This window comes from Chromohalobacter canadensis (genome assembly GCF_029544075.1).
In the GTDB taxonomy this organism is placed as follows: domain Bacteria; phylum Pseudomonadota; class Gammaproteobacteria; order Pseudomonadales; family Halomonadaceae; genus Chromohalobacter; species Chromohalobacter canadensis_A.
This window is the reverse complement of sequence record NZ_JAJQJH010000012.1, coordinates 16,535-33,341: the sequence shown is the minus strand read 5'-3', so window position 1 is coordinate 33,341 and position 16,807 is coordinate 16,535. Positions and strand designations below refer to the sequence as shown.

The 16,807-nt window shown below is 60.0% G+C and carries 14 protein-coding genes; 3 read left to right on the top strand and 11 right to left on the bottom strand.

Going from position 1 to position 16,807, the window contains the following annotated elements; genetic code table 11:
- The first annotated feature begins 86 nt into the window (after window positions 1–86).
- The 3 genes from LUN51_RS13575 (at window position 87) to LUN51_RS13565 (ending at window position 3,339) form a co-directional block, all read left to right on the top strand.
- A complete protein-coding gene (locus LUN51_RS13575) occupies window positions 87–1,085 on the top strand; it encodes a glucosyltransferase domain-containing protein (RefSeq protein ID WP_277811691.1) in 999 nt (332 codons plus the stop codon).
- An 8-nt stretch (window positions 1,086–1,093) separates the two neighbouring features.
- A complete protein-coding gene (locus LUN51_RS13570; protein WP_277811690.1) occupies window positions 1,094–1,543 on the top strand; it encodes a hypothetical protein in 450 nt (149 codons plus the stop codon).
- A 200-nt stretch (window positions 1,544–1,743) separates the two neighbouring features.
- On the top strand, window positions 1,744–3,339 hold the full coding sequence (locus LUN51_RS13565) for a solute:sodium symporter family transporter (protein WP_277811689.1): 1,596 nt from the start codon (window positions 1,744–1,746) through the stop codon (window positions 3,337–3,339).
- Between the two features lie 164 nt (window positions 3,340–3,503).
- On the opposite strand, the gene LUN51_RS13560 is transcribed toward LUN51_RS13565, so the two are convergent.
- From LUN51_RS13560 to LUN51_RS13510, 11 genes are all read right to left on the bottom strand, one after another.
- Window positions 3,504–4,799, bottom strand: a complete 1,296-nt coding sequence (locus LUN51_RS13560) for an adenylosuccinate synthase (RefSeq protein ID WP_277811688.1) — start codon at window positions 4,797–4,799, stop codon at window positions 3,504–3,506.
- Window positions 4,800–4,832: 33 nt separating this feature from the next.
- Window positions 4,833–6,014 (bottom strand): ATP phosphoribosyltransferase regulatory subunit, encoded by a 1,182-nt coding sequence (locus LUN51_RS13555; protein WP_277811687.1) that lies wholly within the window; start codon window positions 6,012–6,014, stop codon window positions 4,833–4,835.
- Between the two features lie 253 nt (window positions 6,015–6,267).
- On the bottom strand, window positions 6,268–7,161 hold the full coding sequence (gene hflC, locus LUN51_RS13550) for a protease modulator HflC (RefSeq protein WP_277811686.1): 894 nt from the start codon (window positions 7,159–7,161) through the stop codon (window positions 6,268–6,270).
- 2 nt (window positions 7,162–7,163) lie between these two features.
- Entirely contained in the window at window positions 7,164–8,525 is a 1,362-nt protein-coding gene (hflK, locus tag LUN51_RS13545) for an FtsH protease activity modulator HflK (RefSeq protein ID WP_277811685.1), read from the bottom strand.
- 61 nt (window positions 8,526–8,586) lie between these two features.
- Complete coding sequence (gene hflX / locus LUN51_RS13540) at window positions 8,587–9,906, bottom strand: ribosome rescue GTPase HflX (RefSeq protein WP_277811684.1); 1,320 nt, start codon at window positions 9,904–9,906, stop codon at window positions 8,587–8,589.
- A 14-nt stretch (window positions 9,907–9,920) separates the two neighbouring features.
- Window positions 9,921–10,172, bottom strand: a complete 252-nt coding sequence (hfq, locus tag LUN51_RS13535; protein WP_040243993.1) for an RNA chaperone Hfq — start codon at window positions 10,170–10,172, stop codon at window positions 9,921–9,923.
- A 124-nt stretch (window positions 10,173–10,296) separates the two neighbouring features.
- Window positions 10,297–11,235, bottom strand: a complete 939-nt coding sequence (gene miaA, locus LUN51_RS13530; protein WP_277811683.1) for a tRNA (adenosine(37)-N6)-dimethylallyltransferase MiaA — start codon at window positions 11,233–11,235, stop codon at window positions 10,297–10,299.
- Window positions 11,236–11,266: 31 nt separating this feature from the next.
- A complete protein-coding gene (gene mutL, locus LUN51_RS13525) occupies window positions 11,267–13,189 on the bottom strand; it encodes a DNA mismatch repair endonuclease MutL (protein ID WP_277811725.1) in 1,923 nt (640 codons plus the stop codon).
- A 45-nt stretch (window positions 13,190–13,234) separates the two neighbouring features.
- Window positions 13,235–14,653 carry an N-acetylmuramoyl-L-alanine amidase gene (locus tag LUN51_RS13520; RefSeq protein ID WP_277811724.1) on the bottom strand — a complete coding sequence of 473 codons (1,419 nt, stop codon included), beginning with the start codon at window positions 14,651–14,653 and terminating at the stop codon, window positions 13,235–13,237.
- Window positions 14,654–14,730: 77 nt separating this feature from the next.
- Window positions 14,731–15,210: a tRNA (adenosine(37)-N6)-threonylcarbamoyltransferase complex ATPase subunit type 1 TsaE gene (tsaE, locus tag LUN51_RS13515; protein ID WP_246939421.1), complete on the bottom strand. Its 480-nt coding sequence runs from the start codon at window positions 15,208–15,210 to the stop codon at window positions 14,731–14,733.
- Between the two features lie 31 nt (window positions 15,211–15,241).
- The gene (locus tag LUN51_RS13510; RefSeq protein ID WP_277811682.1) at window positions 15,242–16,738 is read right to left on the bottom strand and encodes an NAD(P)H-hydrate dehydratase; all 1,497 of its coding nucleotides are present in this window, start codon (window positions 16,736–16,738) and stop codon (window positions 15,242–15,244) included.
- Window positions 16,739–16,807: the final 69 nt, after the last annotated feature.

The following is a 16,807-nucleotide window of genomic DNA, read 5'->3' as shown; positions in this document are numbered from 1 at the left end:
ACGAAGGGTGCCTGATGTCGATACCGTCAATTCTGCCTTACTCTCGCACGCCGAGCCCCAATGTCTGGCGATGGATAGGGGCCTTCATGGGTCTTGTGCTGGCCACTTATCCGATCGTGGCAGCCGATCGTCTCTATCTCGACGATATCTGGCGCAGCATGTATGGCGATCCCGGCTGGACCTCGAATGCGCGCCCTCTTGCCGATGTCGTCATGCTCGCACTCAATCAAGGTACACGTGTCGTTGAGCTGGCCCCACTTCCTTTATGGCTGGGATTGGCCGGCATCGCGACAATGCTCGTTGCGCTACGTCAGGCCTTTGTAGAATTTAGTGACGGCCATGCCTGGCTTGCTATGGCGCTGTTGGTTCTGCAGCCCTTCTTCCTGCAGAACCTTTCCTATCAGTTCGATGCTTTGCCAATGGCACTTGCCGTCAGCTGCGCTGGAATGGCCCTCGCCGCCGGCATGAGGGCGTCACCGACAAAGGGATTCATGCTGTCGGTCATCGGCTTATTCGCCAGTCTATGCTTCTATCAGGCGGCAGTGAGCGTTTACTTCGTGTTGCTCGCGTTTCATGCCCTATTCAGCCTGGCCACGTATGGCACGCTACAATGGCGGCGCCATGTCGGCTTGCTGGCCGCTGGTGCCGTCACGCTCCTAGGGTACAAGCTGATCTCAGGCTGGTGGCTGGCTGGCGGTTATAGCCTGTCGCATAGCCAGATGGTCGCCCCAGCGACATTGCCTATGCATATCTTCGACAACACTCTGACCTTCTGGCGCTATGCGACCAGGACACTCGCTGGCGCACCGCGGTGGGGCCTATCGGTCACGGCCCTAATCGCACTGACCGGTCTCATCTTGGGCACCCTCCGCCCTGCACAGGCCAACCCCCCCTTGCATGGCCCTGGCGGCTCTTGCTCATGCTGGTCATCTTGCTGCTACTACCGCTTGGCGCGCTGGGTATCATGGCGGCGCTTGAAGACCCGCTCTGGCGCCCGCGCACCTTCATCGGGTTCGGCGCTTTGTGTGCCGGTTCACTGTTCTGTGCGGTGGCTACTTGCGAGCATTACGGATGGCGCCGCCTAGGCGCGTCAATGCTCATTCTCGTGCTGGGAGGTGCCACGGTGATCGCGTATGCCTACGGCAATGCCCAGGGTAGTCAGAAAGCCTTCGAGGAAAGCGTATCCCGCCAGTTGGTCGACGACCTGCGACGACTCGAGGCGAACGGTCCCCTCGTCGTCGTCGGCACGCTTCCACTCAGTAAAAGCGCCGACAACACCGTGCATGCATTCCCCGTAGTCAAGAAGCTCATGGGAAGCTATCTCGACAACGGCTACTGGTGGGGCTATCAAAACCTCTACCGCCTGGGCTTGCCCCAACGTTACGAGTTCTATGGCGATCAGGCGCTGCGCGATGCCTTCGCCAACCACTGCGCCATCCTCGAGCCTCTTCTGAAGCGTGGCTGGTACACACTTTACCAGTGGCAAGACGCAACATTCGTCTCCTTGAATGAGGACTGTCGACAGGGGACTAGCGACCCATAAGCCGAGTTATACAGACATTACCTCAGTAATGTCAGACAAATGGCGAATGGTAGTTTACTGTTCGCCGGCTAAAATTCGTCCCCATGATGTAGTGTTATCGACGCGCCCGTGCGTTTGAAGACTGACGATATGCCAAGGGCATGTCGCCGGTCTTCAAGCGACACGGCCATGATTCATGAAAGTCCAAGGATGCCTATTCCATGCATGCCCTGACGCTGATCTCGTTTCTTTTCTTCACGGGGCTCGTCGCACTGATCACCTGGCTGATCACGCGCCGAGACGACCTGCGTAGCACCCGCGGCTACTTCCTAGCCGGCCGGAGTTTGACCTTTCCGTTAATCGCCGGCTCTCTGCTGATGACCAACCTGTCCACCGAGCAAATGGTGGGACTCAATGGCGCAGCCTTTACTGATGGGCTAAGTGTCATGGCCTGGGAGGTCGTCGCAGTCATCGCGTTGGTACTCTTGGCACTGTTCTTCCTACCGAGATTCCTACGCAGTGGTATCGCGACCGTGCCACAGCTGCTGGAAATCCGCTTCGACCGCGGCACGCAATTGATCTGCAATATCATCTTCCTGATCGCCTACGCGGTCATACTGCTGCCTATCGTGCTGTACTCCGGGGCCATCGGCTTGCAAGGTATGCTTGACCTACAGGGACTGACTGGCATCGAGTCGAGCAGTTTTCTGCTGTGGGCGACCGTGTGGATCGTGGGCTTGATCGGCGCCGTCTATGCACTCTTCGGGGGGCTACGCACAGTCGCAGTGTCCGATACACTCAACGGCGTGGGACTACTCATTGGCGGTTTCTTGATCGTATTCTTCGCTCTCAATGCCGTTAGTGATGGCGAAGGCGTCCTCGCCGGTTGGAATATCCTCAACAATCAGCATCCCGAGATGTTCAACTCAATGGGGCGCGAAGACCAAGCCGTCCCGTTCGCTACGCTTTTTACCGGCGTCTTCCTGATCAATCTGTTCTACTGGACCACTAACCAACAGATCATTCAGCGCACCTTCGCCGCCAAGACTCTCGCCGAAGGCCAGAAGGGCGTTCTGCTGACCGGTTTCTTCAAGCTCCTTGGCCCCCTGTACCTCGTACTTCCGGGCATCATCGCGTACCACATGTATGCCGACCAGGGCGTCGAAGCCGATGCAGCCTACGGCCATCTGGTGTTCGACATCTTGCCCCCGTACCTGACCGGCTTTTTCGCTGCCGTGATGGTCGGTGCCATCCTGTCGTCGTTCAACTCGGCCCTCAACAGCACCACGACGCTATTCAGTCTGGGAATTTACAAAGGCGTCATCAAAAAAGATGCAACGGAAGCACAAGTGGTTAAGTCCGGCAAGATCTTTGGCTGGATCATGGCCATCGCCGCTATGGTCATCGCTCCGCTTCTCGCAGGCCAGGAAAGCCTGTTCAGCTACTTGCAGACGATGAACGCGATTTACTTCATCCCCATCCTGGCCGTGGTCTTGGTGGGGCTGCTCACTAAGCGCGTACCCGCGGTTGCCGCCAAAGTGGGCTTGGTCGCAGGCTGCTTGTTGATAGCAGCGGGATATTTCATACCGCCCTTCAACAAGATTCTCGATGTCACTAGTCAATACCATTTCGTAGCTGGCGTCTTCGTGCTGCTGATCGCCATCATGTTGATCATCGGTAAAGTCTGTCCGCGCGAAACCAAGTGGGTTCATCAGGATGCGGGCGAAGTCGACCTGACTCCCTGGAAAGGCGCTTGGCCCGTGGGCTTTGTGCTAGTCCTGTGCGTCATTGCCATCTATGCGGCATTCGCCGGCTAGACGGCTTTCCCTCAGCAACACCTAAAAGGGCTCGCGCCGGTAACGGCGCGAGCCCTTTCATTGTCTTTCGTAGTCAGCGTGACAGGGTCGGCTCTAGCAACCTAAGCTCCGACACGAAAGCGCCCGGCCGGGCAAGTGCCCAAGAGCCAGGCAAGCGACCCATCTTAGTCAGAGAACGGGTTGCGCAGCACGATAGTCTCGTTGCGATCAGGCCCCGTCGAAATGATGTCGATCGGCACCCCCGTCTGCTCCTCGAGAAAGCTGATATAGGCCCGTGCGTTCTTGGGCAGGTCCTCGATGCGCTTGATCCCCAATGTCGACTCGCTCCACCCGGGAAGGTCCTGATAAAGCGGTTCGATGGCTTCATAGCCTTCGGAGTCGACGGGGTTATCGATAGTGGCGCCATCCTTGCTGCGATACCCCACGCAAACCCGGATGTTTTCCAGGCCATCAAGCACGTCCAGCTTGGTCAGGCATAACCCCGATACCGAATTGATCTGCACCGCGTGGCGTAGCGCCACAGCATCGAACCAGCCACAGCGTCGCGCGCGGCCCGTCGTGGCACCGAACTCATGGCCTTTCTCCGCCAAGTGGCGACCGAACTCATCGAAGATCTCGGTGGGGAACGGCCCAGACCCGACACGCGTGGTGTAGGCCTTGGTAATCCCCAGCACGTAATCAAGATATAGCGGCCCCACACCCGAGCCCGTCGCCGTGCCCCCTGCCGTGGTATTGGAACTCGTCACATACGGATAAGTGCCGTGATCGATATCCAGCAATGAGCCCTGCGCCCCTTCGAACAGGATATTGTCGCCGGCCTTGCGCATCTCATGTACCAGCGACACGGTATCGCAGACCATCGGACGAAGTTCCTCGGCCATTTCCATCGCCTGATCGAGTACCTGCTGAAAATCCACCGGTGACTCGTTGTGATACTGCGTCAACACAAAATTGTGGTAATCGAGCACCTCGCCCAGCTTCGACGCGAAACGTTCGCGATGCAGGATATCACCGAGACGCAACCCACGCCGCGCGACCTTGTCCTCGTAGGCCGGCCCGATTCCTCGACCGGTGGTACCGATCTTGGCAACGCCACGCGCCTTTTCGCGCGCCTGATCGAGGCGCACATGATACGGCAGAATCAGAGGACAGGCTGGGGATAAGCGAAGCCGTTCACGCACGGGCACGTCTTTCGCTTCCAGCTCGCGGATCTCTTCCATCAACGCTTCCGGCGAGAGCACCACACCATTGCCGATCACGCAGGTTTTATCGGCACGCAGCACCCCAGAGGGAATTAGGTGCAGGACGGTTTTCTCGCCATCGATCACAAGCGTATGGCCGGCGTTGTGCCCTCCCTGAAAGCGGACCACCGTGGTGGCGGATTCCGTCAGCAGGTCGACGACCTTGCCCTTGCCTTCGTCACCCCACTGGGTGCCCAATACGACTACGTTCTTGCCCATTGCTTTCGTCTCTCGATCAAAGGATCCGCCGATTTACGCGAGCGGTTCGACCCGCCATTCGCCGTTGGTTTCCACTAGCTGCCGATCACAACGCTGTTCACGAGGCCCCACACGCTGTCCTGGCAATGCCTGAATGACGCGCTCACCGGCAGCGCGCAGATCCGCAATGGCCTGGGTGAGCGTGGCACGATCATCGGCAGGCGCCCAGATGGCATCGCCACGCGGGCCGCTCTCGATGAGCGAGGCCAACAACTTGAGATCCATGGAAAACCCCGTCGCCGGGCGCGCCCGGCCGAAGGCGCGTCCGGTATCGTCGTAGCGCCCTCCCTTGGCCAACGCCTGACCATAACCCGGCACATACGCCGCAAACACCATACCAGTGTGATATTGATACCCGCGCAATTCGGCCAGGTCGATATACACCTCGGCCTGTAGATGGTTAGCCGTGACGGCACGGCACAACGCCTGAAGTTCATCCAGCGCCGCCGCAACGGCGGGAGGCGCGCCCGCAAAGACCTCCCGGGCCTGGTCGAGCACCTCTTGGCCGCCGTAAAGGCGCGGCAACGTTTGCAGCATTTCGGCCAACGCAGGGTCACGCACGTCCCGCGCGACCAGGGCGTCAACGTCGTTGAAGGCCTTGCGCTCAATTGCTTCGAAAAGCGCATACTCGCTTTCCGCATTCAATGCCGCCGCGTGCACCAAGGCACGATAGATGCCGATATGGCTGAGCGCCAGGTGAGTTTCGCCGGCCCCGGCGACTTCCAGCCCTGTGAGTGCCAGCCGCAACACCTCGATGTCCGCATCCAACCCCGCATGGCCGAACAACTCCACTCCAACCTGAGTCGGGCTGCGCCCCCCCTGGTGTTGATCGGCCTTGGCACGCAACACGGTCGTGCAATAGCAAAGTCGCGCCGGCCCATTGCGCTTCAATGAATGTGCATCCATTCGCGCCACCTGCGGCGTCACATCCGCGCTGGCGCCCATCATCCGTCCGGAGAGTTGGTCGGTCAGCTTGAACGTCTGAAGATCGAGATCGGTTCCCGTGCCGGTTAAAAGCGAATCGAGAAACTCAACCGTCGGAGGGATCACCAAGTCATACCCCCAGCGATCATAAAGATCGAGCAACGCACGACGCAGTTGTTCCATGCGCGTTGCCTGAGGCGGAAGTACTTCATCCATACCGTCGGGAAGCAGCCAGCGGTCAGCGATGGTCATTTTTCGGTCCTGCCAGAAATGAGTGGCGTATTGGCATCGTCGGCTGAGGGCGAGACGACACGAACGCTGACACGTCATGTCGGAGTCGCATACCGAGCCCGTCGCGAATCGCCATAGAGGCGTCCATATCCGCTGACAGGCCACAAAAAAACCGGGCGACGCCCGGTGTCAAGAGTCTATCACGTTTGGCCTCCGGGTGTACCCCGAACGGATGTATCCCGAACGGAGGTTCCCCGGAGGCCAGGGTCGTGACTTATTCGTCGTTGTTCCTTGCCTCGCCGTTCGGCGACCGGAAATAACGGAAGAACTCGCTATCCGGGCTCAACAACAACATATCGTCGCCCTTGTCGAAGCTATTCCGATACGCCTGCAGGGAACGATAGAAATCAAAGAAGTCCTCATCCTGCTTATAAGCATTGGCGTAGATCTCCGCGGCTTTGGCATCGCCTTCACCACGCAGCGTTTCGGCCTTCTTGCGGGCGTTAGCCAGCGTCACCTGACGCTCACGATCGGCACGAGCGCGAATACGCTCGGCCTGCTCCTGGCCCTGGGCGCGATACTGACGCGCTTCGGCATTACGCTCGGTGCGCATACGCTGGAAAACCGCCTGCTGAACTTCCTGAGGCAGTTCGACACGCTTAAGGCGAATGTCCAATATCGAGACACCCACTTCCTCGCGCAGTTGTTCATCCAACTGCTTCTGAGGCTCCTCGAGCATCTCGTTGCGTTCTTCGCTGATGATCTTATCCACTTCGCGACTACCGAAGGCGTTACGCAAGCTTTCATCGACGCGCGGCGCGATGAGGCCCTCAGCACGTGACACCTCGCCTCGTGTGGCCTGATAGAACAGGCTGGGATCGACGACCTGCCACTTGACGTAGGAGTCGACGATCAAGGCATTGCGCCGCGCTGTCAGGAAGCGACTTTCGGTACTTTCCAGCATCTGCACGCGCGCATCGAAGAAGCGCACGGTGTTGAGCACCGGCCATTTCACATGCAGGCCAGGTTCGATATCGGCCTGCACTACCTCACCGAAGCGTAACTTGATGGCACGCTGCTTCTCCGTCACTACATACAAGCTGGCGCTGGCGATCCAGGCCCCCACGGCCAGCAATGCGACGATACCCAAGGCACGATTGTTGACCATGATTAACGACCCTCCCGCGAAATTCCGCTCGACTGGCGCTGACCACTGCTGTTGTCGCTACCAGAAAGTGGTTCGTTTTGAACCTGCTGGGAGACCGACTCAAGTTCACGTATATCTTGCGAGTCAGCATTGCTACCGCTACCGGCACGAGGCTTACCCAGCTGATCGAGCGGTAGGTAAATCATCGAGTTGTTTTGAGAACCAACATCGATCAATGCCTTGCGGTTGTTACCCAACACCTCGCTTACCGTATCTAGGTAGAGACGTTGGCGTGTCACTTCCGGTGCCTGCTGATATTCGTCCAACACAGCGAGGAAACGGCTGGTTTGACCTTCGGCATCCGATACCACGGTATTACGGTAACCGGTGGCTTCCTCGATAAAGCGCTGCGCTTCCCCTTCAGTGCGCGGCTGCAGGGCATTCTCGTAGGCCCGTGCTTCGTTGATCAAGCGCTGACGGTCCTCGCGTGAGCGAATCACATCGTCCACGGCATCTTGCACCTGTTCCGGCGCCTGAGTGCTTTCCAGGTTGACGGTCTGCAAACGCAGCCCCAATCCATAAGCATCCAGCGATTCCTGAAGCCGCTTGGCGACCTCGGGCCCGAGCTCCTCACGGCCACTGAGCAACGAATCCGGAACCGGCGGCGTCATGGTGACCACCGGCAATTCGCTGGGATCGTCCACGGTTTCCGGCATATCCGGTACCTTGCCACCTTCATCGATCTGTTTGACTTCTTCGACCTCAGTGGTACTGGTCAACACGTTCTGCATGCCACTCGCGCCGACGACATGGCGTAACGTGGAGTCAAGCGCGTTGCGCAGGCTCTGCTCGGGATCACGCACGTTAAGCACATAATCGCGAGGATTGGCGACCTGATACTGAGCAGAGAGACGCACCGTCACGATGTTGGTATCACTCGTCAGCATGGAGGCATCCTGCCGGAACGAACGCACCTCAGTAACATTCACCCTCGTCACTTGATCGACGAAGGTCGGACTCCAATGCAGACCAGGATTCACCGTTTCGTGATACTTGCCGAAGCGCAGCACCACGCCGCGTTCAGATTGATCGACCACGTAGAATCCGGACCCAGCCCAGATGATCAATACAATGATCACTAGCACACCCGGCAGTATGAAGGGATTCCCCTTACCGCCCGATCCGCCGCCGTTGCTATCGCTACCACGCTTGCCGCGCTTGCCCATCAAACGACTAAGCTTGTCCTGAAACTTCTTCAGCGCCTCGTCGAGATCCGGTGGGCCCTGGTTGTTGCCACCATTGCCCCCACCGTTACCGCTGCCGCGGCGACCGCCGCCGCTCCACGGGTCCTGCTGATTGCCACCACCAGGCTCGTTCCAAGCCATACGTTTTCTCCACTGCATTGATTGCGATGCATCTCGCCAGGGGCGCCAGTGACGGGCACTGTCAGTCGCGCTCCCACTCCGGGCGATCGAGGGTTCCCGGCGGCAAATAATGTGCTGCCTTCTCGCCGAGACGGGCCATCAACTGAAAGAAATCGCGTCTAGGCAGACGGATATCCAGCAGGATTCGACCCTGCTCGTCAAATTGTTCTTGCTGCACGGCATTCAACGCATGCAGCGATGCCCGCAATCTTCCCTGATCGGGCTCCAGCGTCAAACTCGTCTCGAGCAGCTCTTCAGCCAGCAGCTCGCCGAGTGCTTGATGCAGCAATTCAAAGCCGCGTGCATCACGCGCCGATAGCCACACGATCTGAGGACGCCCGTGTCCGTCACGCTCAAGACGTGGGGCGCTGTCCAATATATCGATCTTGTTCATGACCAGCAGACGCGGCACCTCAGCGGCGCCAATTTCCTCGAGCACCGCATCGACCTGCGCCACGTTGAAATCGCGATCTGGGTCCGCCGCATCGATGACATGCACCAACAACGAGGCTTCGGTCGCTTCCTGCAAGGTCGCACGAAACGCCTCCACCAGCTTGTGTGGCAGGTGGCGGATGAACCCCACGGTATCAGCCATGACCACCGGTCCGACATCCTCCACGTCGATGCGACGCAGCGTCGGATCGAGCGTAGCGAACAACTGGTCAGCGGTGTACACATCTGACTGAGTCAAGGCATTGAACAGCGTTGACTTGCCGGCATTGGTGTAGCCCACCAGGGAAACGCTGGGGATCTCGGCACGCGCCCGCGCACGGCGATTTTGATCGCGCTGTGTACGAACCTTCTCCAACCGCTTGTGAATCGCCTTGATACGTCCACCCAACAAGCGGCGGTCGGTCTCAAGCTGCGTTTCCCCCGGGCCGCGCAAGCCGATTCCGCCTTTCTGGCGCTCCAGGTGAGTCCAGCCACGCACCAGGCGCGTCGACATGTACTCTAGTTGTGCCAGCTCGACCTGAAGCTTGCCTTCGTGCGTACGCGCGCGTTGCGCGAATATATCAAGTATCAAACCCGTGCGATCTAGCACACGACTTTTCAGGGCGCGCTCCAGATTGCGCTCCTGCGAAGGCGACAGGGCATGATTGAAAATGACGACTTCGGCACCGTGAAGTTCGCGTATCTCACGAATCTCCTCCAGCTTACCGCTGCCGATAAATGTCTTGGGGTCGGGACGACGCCGACTGCCCTCAATGAGGGTCGCCGGCATCACACCCGAGGAACGCACCAACTCCAGGAATTCTCCCGGGTCTTCACGCTCCTGTTCGTCGTGGAAATCCACATGGACGAGAACCGCCGTTTCACCGGCGTCGGGACGTTCGAAAAACAATCAGCGCCTCTCGATCAAACGTCTTCTTCCGCCGGAGCATTCGGATCCTGGACGGGAAGACGCACGTTGCGGGATGGCACGACAGTGGAAATGGCGTGCTTGTACACCATCTGGCTGACGGTATTGCGCAGCAGGATGACGAATTGATCGAAAGACTCGACCTGGCCCTGCAATTTAATACCGTTCACCAAAAAGATGGAGACCGGAATGCGCTCCTTGCGCAGAATGTTCAAGTACGGATCTTGAAGGGACTGTCCTTTGGACATTTTGCTCTCCCTAACTTCTCGCTGTGGTTTATGGTCGTTTTCGAAGGGTCACAGCCGCCATTCGCGTTACCACCGCCGTTCGCGGCGCTACTCGCCAGGCGTTGTCGTGACCGGTCATCTTACGCTAAGTGCCGCTTCCGCGCACGATTTTCAATACCTGCTCGTGCATATCGCTTGCCTCGCTATTGACCCACTGTACGCCTTGCCAATTGCGTAGCCAGGTCAACTGACGCTTGGCGAGTTGCCGCGTTGCCGCCATGCCTCGCTCGCGCATCGTGGCCTCATCGGTCTCACCATCCAGATGCTCCCACATCTGACGATAGCCGACACAGCGAATCGCGGGGAAGCCGCGATGCAAATCGCCACGCGCTCTGAGAGCGGCGACTTCCTCGCGGAAGCCTCCCGCCAACATACCTTCGAAGCGCTGCGCGATACGTTCATGCAGCACCCGGCGTTCGGTTGGCGCCAGCGCTATGGACACAAGACGCCAAGGAAAGGTTTCACGGGGCTGCTCGGCCCAAAGCTCACCTAATGCCCGACCAGTGAGACGATACACTTCCAGCGCTCGCATCAGGCGCTGCCGATTATGCGGATGGATAGTACTCGCGGCGACCGGGTCGACCTGCGCGAGCTCTGCATGCAGCGCCTCCAACCCTTCGCGCTGGGCACGCAGGGCCAGCTCATCGCGCAGCGCGGAATCTCGGGCAGGCAACTCCGCTACGCCATCGATCAAACGCTTGATGTACATCATGGTGCCACCCACGAGTATGGGGATACGCCCCTGCGACGAGATGTCGCGCATCTCGGCCAAGGCGTCTTCGCGGAACTCAGCAGCGGAGTACGTGTCGGCAGGGTCGCGAATGTCGATCAGACGATGCGGCGCACGCGCCAACTCTTCCGCCGAAGGTTTCGCAGTGCCGATGTCCATGCCGCGATAGATCATCGCCGAGTCGACGCTGATCAGTTCGCCACCCAGGCGCTCGCGCAAGGCGATGGCCGAATCGGTCTTGCCGGCCGCCGTCGGGCCCATCAAAAGGATGGCCAGTGGCCGCGTATCGTTCATCGAGAATCCTGAAAACGGTCAATGACCAGCGTTACTGGCCACGAAGAAAGAGCTTATCCAGCTCGTGCATCGGCATCTCGGTCCAAGTCGGCCGCCCATGATTGCACTGCCCGCTACGCTCGGTGCGCTCCATGTCACGCAGCAAAGCATTCATCTCGGGTACTGTCAGTCGGCGATTGGCCCGCACACTGCCATGGCACGACATGCTGGCAAGCAATTCATTGATATGCGCTTCGACTCTGTCCGACCGCCCGAAACGCTCAAGATCGCCCAGCATGCCATGAATCAGCGATTCGACATCGGCATTGTCGAGCAGCACTGGCACTCGGCGCACGAGTAGTGTCTCCGGGCCGGCGACATCCAGCTCGACCCCCAAGCGCTCGAAGGTCTCGCGCTCGCGCTCTGCGGTCTCCACCTCGCGCGTGCTGACCGCCAGCGACATCGGCACCAGCAGCGGCTGTGTCTGCAATCTTCCGAGGGCTTGTCCATCACCATGCACTTGCTGCTTCATGCGCTCGTAGGTAATGCGCTCATGCGCAGCATGCATGTCGACCACGACTAGCCCGCGTGCGGTCTGCGAGAGGATATAGACACCATGCAACTGCGCCACCGCATAGCCTAATGGCGGCGCCTGGGTCGCGTCGGCCTCGGGCATCGCCCTCACCTGGGCATCAGGCTCACGTGCCACCGGCGCCTCGGGCTCAGTGTGTTGCGGCTGTGGCGTCAGAAGCTGTTCTTCATGCTCTGGATGCAGGGCCTGGTAACCGGCCATGAACTCGCGCACGCGATGGGCTGCGGGACGCTCCTGATCGGCGCCGAGCGCCATGCCCTGTTGCTGCCAGCGAGGTTGCCCATTGGCCGCAGCCGTCGACGCCCCCGGTGTCGACACCTCATCACTCTCACTCACGGGCACCGCGTCTGGCGAGGTGGGCTCGTTGGGGCGGACATCGGCCAGCGCACGGTGAAGGCTCGAGAACAGGAAGTCATGCACCAGGCGCCCATCGCGAAAGCGGACTTCATGCTTGGTGGGATGCACGTTGACATCGACTACGTGCGGATCGAGCTCCAGGTAGAGCACAAAAACCGGGTGACGACCGTGAAACAGCACATCGCGATAGGCTTGACGCACAGCATGGGCGACCAAGCGGTCACGTACGACGCGGCCATTGACGAAGAAATACTGCTGATCCGCCTGCGCCCGGGAATGCGTCGGCAGCCCGACCCAGCCCCACAGACGCAAACCGGTCGCTTCGATATCCACATGCAGGGCATTCTCGAGGAACTTGCGCCCCAGCAGCGCGCCGACACGCCGTTCCATCGCCGCCGGCTCATCGCCCGCTCGCAGTTGATGCACGACCTTTTGATTGTGGCGCAGCACCCAAGCGATGTCGTAGCGCGACAGCACCAGCCGCCGAAACGTCTCTTCGACATGGCCGAATTCGGTCTTCTCGGTACGCAGGAACTTGCGTCGCGCCGGGGTATTGAAGAATAGGTCGCGAACCACGACCGAGCTGCCACGCGGATGTGGTGCGGGGCTCACACGCGGCTCCATCTGACGCCCTTCGGCGACCACACGCCAGCCTTCGCTTGGCTCATCCTGGGTATTTGAAACCAGTTCGAGCCGCGAGACCGAACTGATCGAGGCCAGCGCTTCGCCGCGAAAACCGAGGCTGTCTACGCCTTCGAGATCGTCCAGCGAGGCGATCTTGCTAGTGGCATGCCGTGACAGTGCCAGCGGCAGATCGTCTTCGGCGATACCTCGCCCATCGTCACGCACGCGAATCAAGCGGGCGCCACCGGCCTCAAGATCGATTTCAATGCGTTGGCTGCCAGCATCGATGGCGTTCTCGGCCAGCTCCTTCAATACCGAAGCCGGTCGTTCGACGACCTCACCGGCCGCGATCTGGTTGGCGAGCCGAGGATCAAGGATATGAATGCGTCGAGATTCAGTCATAGCCGCCATTGTGCCTCGCGCATAGGGCTCACGTCATGTCCACGCTCACGAATGAGGGATCTTCAGCACCTGGCCCACGCGCAGGATATCGCCACTAAGATCGTTGGCCTGCTTGAGAGCCAGCATCGTCACGTCATGACGCGCCGCCACCTGAGACAAGGTATCGCCCTTTTGCACACGATATTCGTCGGGCTCTTCGCCACGCCCTTGGTCACGTTGCCAGGCCAACAGGCTGCTAGGCGGTGGATGGCGACGAAAATGTGCGATGATGCCATCACCGATGGCATCCGCAATCTTCTCTTGAAACGCCGACGAGCGCAGTTTCTTTTCTTCACCAGGATTGGAGATAAACCCGGTTTCGATCAGCAACGATGGGATATCCGGCGACTTGAGCACCACAAAACCCGCCTGCTCGACCTGAGAGCGGTGCAGACGGTTGATACGCCCCAATTTATCGAGAACCTGACCACCTGTGCTTAGCGACTCATTCATCGTCGCGGTCATGGTCAGGTCAAGCAAGACACCACGCAGCACCTCGTCCTTGTCGGATAGGTCGAGGTTGCCATCGACACCACCAATCAGGTCGGAACGGTTTTCCGACTCGGCCAGCCAACGCGCGCTCTCCGAGGTAGCCCCGTTCTTGGACAGCGCATAGACGGAGCTACCGGTGGGCCCCCGGCTCTTGACCGCATCGGCATGCACCGAGACGAAGAAATCGGCTTTCTGCTCGCGTGCCAGCAATGTCCTTTTGCGCAGGCCCACGTAGTAATCACTATCTCGCGTCAGGAAGGCCTTGAACCCCGAGGTGGCACTAATATATGCCTTGACCTTGCGTGCAATGGCCAATACGACGTCCTTTTCATACGTACCGCTAGGTCCGATCGCTCCCGGATCTTCGCCCCCGTGGCCGGGGTCGACGGCAACGATGATATCGCGCTTGGGGTGGGGTTTCGCCTGGCTGTCGCGCTTGGCCAACGCCGCGCTTGGCGACGCCCCTTCGGCCTCGGCCTGCCTCAGCTCCCGCTCAGCATCCATTTCCTGATCGCGAATCATAGCCGCGATGGGATCGACGGGCTCATCTAGCGCGCCCTCGCCCGGGTAGTCGAGATCGACCACGAGACGGTAGCCGTACTGATCGGTGGGCGGCAACAAGAAGTGGTGGGGCTCTATCTTCCGATTGAGGTCGAAGACCACACGTAAGTCATCGCCATTGCGCCTCCCCGTGCGCAATGCCTCTATCGCACTATCTTCCGGATCAACCCCGTCCGGGTCGAAGGCCAGTTGCGTATCCTTCAAATCGACGACCAGTCGGCGCGGGTCGTCGAGCTTGAACACGGAACTATCCACCTCGTCGGACAAATCGAATACCACGCGCACATGATCAGGCGCTGCCCAAAGACGGATATTGTCGACGTCAACGTCGGCGGCCTGTGCAGGCGCCACATGACATATCGCAAACACCATCAGCACGACAAGGCTGATGAGTTGCCGGACGGCATTCACATGGCATCGCGTCTGCCAGGGCTTTTCATGAAACGGCATCAAGCGTCGTTTTCCTTGTCCTGACGAGTGGCGTGCAGTGCAGCGATCACTGCCTGGCCGTGCGGACTGAGTCCTTCGAGCGTCACTTGGCGGCCCTCGCCTTCCAAGGCCAGATGTACCACGAGATCGGCCTGGGGCAGCCATCCAGCACCTCGGGAAGGCCATTCGATGAGGCTCAAGCCGTCCTCGCCGAGCATATCGCGTGCGCCCATGAACTCGAGTTCTTCGGGATCGCCCAATCGGTAGAGATCGAAATGATAGAGACTGCGCCCATCCAGCATGTACGGCTCCACAAGTGTATAAGTGGGGCTCTTGACGGCTCCCTTATGGCCATAAGCATGCAAGATGCCGCGCGTCAGCGTCGTTTTGCCGGCCCCCAGCTCACCTTCCAGGTGAACTTGGCCGTGGCCATCCAGGGCACGCCCCAGCGCTTCACCGAAAGCGACATGGGCGGCTTCATTGGGTAGAAAGCGTTGCATCTATCGTGGTATCTCGCGTTAGCGCATGGCATCAAAGGGGACGTGGGTTGCCAATCGCGCGCACATAGGATGCCAGATCCGTGGCTACCAGACCACGCTCGCCCCCATCTTGCGCCGCCGCATCACCGGCCAAGGCATGCAGCAGAACACCATGCCGCGCTGCTTCGCCCGGCGTTTGGCCCTGTGCCAACAACGCCCCGACGATCCCGGAGAGCACATCCCCCATCCCGCCGCTCGCCATGCCGGGATTGCCGTACGGACACACGGTGACGCCGTTCGTGTCGGCGACCAGGGTACCCGCCCCCTTGAGCACCACACTGCCCCCATAGCGCTCATGCAACGCCAGTGCCGCCGCGCGCCGGTCGGCCTGAATCTCGGCGCCGGACACACGCAGCAAACGCGCGGCTTCACCGGGATGCGGGGTCAGCACCCAGTCATCACGGCGGTTGGTCGCTTCTTCGGACAGCCAGTTGAGCGCATCGGCGTCGAGAACGCTGGGCAACCCTGCGGCGAGCGCCGCTTGCCACAGGGCGTGCCCCCAGGCCTGACGTCCAAGCCCCGGGCCGACCACCAGGGCATTGGCTTGATCGAACAGCGCGAGGAGATCCTCGGCCTTTCCCACTCCGCGCGCCATGACCTCCGGGCTGCGCACCAAGCTTGCCGACACATGCGCGGCATCAATAGCCAAACTGACCTTTCCCGCTCCGCTACGCAGCGCGGCCTCGCTGGCCATCAACGCCGCGCCTCCGAAACCGGGAGCACCGCCGATCACTAACACATGCCCGAAGTCATCCTTGTGGCTCCCCCGTGACCGAGGAGGGAAGGCCTGTTGCAGCATGTCGGCCGCCTGCAGCTCGCCCAGTGGCACGAGATCATCATGTCCATGAGGTGTCACTCCAAGCGTTTCGACACGCAGCTCGCCGACATGATCCGCACTAGCGCCGGTATGCAAGCCAAATTTATCGACGATGAAAGTGACGGTCAGGCTGGCTTTTACTGCCACACCGCCGATACTCCCAGTCTGTGCCGAAAGCCCCGAAGGCACATCCACCGCCAGCACCGGACGCGGCGTCGCATTGAGCGTCTCGATGGCACTACGCAGTGGTTCGCGCACCTCCCCCGTCGCGCCGGTGCCCAACAGCGCGTCGATCACAACATCGCCGTTGATCACCGTCTCGGGTCGCCATTCGATTACATCCAGCCCCGCCTGCCAGGCCATTTCGTAAGCCCGCGCCGCGTCGCCGCTCAGCGTCGCGGGGTCGCGCAAAGCGACAAGCTGCACATCGAGGCCATCGCCCGCCGCCAATGCCGCCATCACATAGCCATCGCCGGCGTTATTGCCACCGCCACACAAGATGCTCAAACGATGCGCTTCCGGCCAGCGCGAGCGAAGGGCCTTATAGGCCGCCTGCGCGGCGCGCTGCATCAATTCGAACCCTGCCATTCCCTCAGCCATGAGTCGCCGATCCAGCGCCTGGACCTGATCAGCACCATACAAGGGATGCGGCACTCTGCATGTCGTTGTCATGACTGTCTCCTTTCTCCTGCTCGCCGACGATAAGCATTTATTCCACGTGACGATTGCGCTAGGGTGGCG

What these genes read in the sequence shown, in the direction of transcription:
- LUN51_RS13575 (WP_277811691.1), top strand. Translation starts at nt 87, where the DNA reads ATGGGTCTTGTGCTGGCCACTTATCCGATCGTGGCAGCCGATCGTCTC.
- LUN51_RS13570 (WP_277811690.1), top strand. Translation starts at nt 1,094, where the DNA reads ATGCTCATTCTCGTGCTGGGAGGTGCCACGGTGATCGCGTATGCCTAC.
- LUN51_RS13565 (WP_277811689.1), top strand. Translation starts at nt 1,744, where the DNA reads ATGCATGCCCTGACGCTGATCTCGTTTCTTTTCTTCACGGGGCTCGTC.
- LUN51_RS13560 (WP_277811688.1), bottom strand. Translation starts at nt 4,799, where the DNA reads ATGGGCAAGAACGTAGTCGTATTGGGCACCCAGTGGGGTGACGAAGGC.
- LUN51_RS13555 (WP_277811687.1), bottom strand. Translation starts at nt 6,014, where the DNA reads ATGACCATCGCTGACCGCTGGCTGCTTCCCGACGGTATGGATGAAGTA.
- hflC (WP_277811686.1), bottom strand. Translation starts at nt 7,161, where the DNA reads ATGGTCAACAATCGTGCCTTGGGTATCGTCGCATTGCTGGCCGTGGGG.
- hflK (WP_277811685.1), bottom strand. Translation starts at nt 8,525, where the DNA reads ATGGCTTGGAACGAGCCTGGTGGTGGCAATCAGCAGGACCCGTGGAGC.
- hfq (WP_040243993.1), bottom strand. Translation starts at nt 10,172, where the DNA reads ATGTCCAAAGGACAGTCCCTTCAAGATCCGTACTTGAACATTCTGCGC.
- miaA (WP_277811683.1), bottom strand. Translation starts at nt 11,235, where the DNA reads ATGAACGATACGCGGCCACTGGCCATCCTTTTGATGGGCCCGACGGCG.
- mutL (WP_277811725.1), bottom strand. Translation starts at nt 13,189, where the DNA reads ATGACTGAATCTCGACGCATTCATATCCTTGATCCTCGGCTCGCCAAC.
- LUN51_RS13520 (WP_277811724.1), bottom strand. Translation starts at nt 14,653, where the DNA reads ATGGTGTTTGCGATATGTCATGTGGCGCCTGCACAGGCCGCCGACGTT.
- tsaE (WP_246939421.1), bottom strand. Translation starts at nt 15,210, where the DNA reads ATGCAACGCTTTCTACCCAATGAAGCCGCCCATGTCGCTTTCGGTGAA.
- LUN51_RS13510 (WP_277811682.1), bottom strand. Translation starts at nt 16,738, where the DNA reads ATGACAACGACATGCAGAGTGCCGCATCCCTTGTATGGTGCTGATCAG.